The sequence below is a fragment of the Bradyrhizobium forestalis genome, assembly GCF_002795245.1.
In the GTDB taxonomy this organism is placed as follows: Bacteria; Pseudomonadota; Alphaproteobacteria; order Rhizobiales; family Xanthobacteraceae; genus Bradyrhizobium; species Bradyrhizobium forestalis.
In genome coordinates this window covers 1-826 of the sequence record NZ_PGVG01000124.1, presented here as the reverse complement: position 1 = coordinate 826, position 826 = coordinate 1, and the positions used below count along the sequence as shown (strand labels likewise).

Sequence of the window (826 nt, the reverse complement as noted above, 5' to 3'; positions counted from 1 at the left end):
CAGCTGATGGCGCAATGGATGGGCAAGCTCGGCTTCGAGCTCGAGATCATGGCCGACTACATCTTCAGCGAGGTCAAGAAGGCCGAACGGGTCTTTGCCGACGAAACCACCTTGCCGACGCTCGCTCCCGGCTCCGGATCGACAAAGACGGCCTACTTATGGGCCTATGCCAGGGATGACCGAACCTTTGGCCGCAACGGTCCGCCGATGGTGGCTTATCGCTTCGAAGACAGCCGCGCCGGCGAATGCGCGGTCCGCCATCTCAATGGTTATCGCGGCATCCTGCAAGTGGATGGCTACGCCGCCTATAACAAGCTCGCGCGATCCGATCGCGGCAATGATGGCATCAGATTGGCTGGCTGCTGGTCACACTGCAGGCGCAAGTTCTACGAGCTGCATGTTGCAGGAAGCTCAGAGGTGGCAACGGCGACGGTCGAGCGGATGGCAAGGCTCTGGCAGGTCGAGAAATCCGTGCGCGGTCAAAACCCCGACACCCGCGTTGCCGCGCGTCAGCAAGCCTCCGCGGCGATCGTCGCAGATCTCTTCGATCTCTGGCAGCAGACCTTGCGGCGGATCTCCGGCAAATCAAAACTGGCTGAGGCGATCCGTTATGCCGTCTCACGCCGTGCCATCTTCGAACGCTTCCTGACCGATGGCCGCATCGAGCTCGACTCCAATATCGTCGAACGCGCCATCAGGCCACAAACAATCACGAGAAAGAATAGCCTCTTCGCTGGCAGCGACGGCGGCGGACGAACCTGGGCGACCATCGCAACGCTGCTGCAGACGGCGAAAATGAACAACGTCGATCCGTTCGCTTGGCTTG

The 826-nt window shown here is 60.8% G+C and carries 1 protein-coding gene; it reads left to right on the top strand.

Translation table 11 applies throughout. The features are described 5' to 3' along the window. On the top strand, positions 1 to 826 hold an 826-nt coding region (gene tnpC / locus CVM73_RS38770; protein ID WP_146006758.1), incomplete at both ends, for an IS66 family transposase.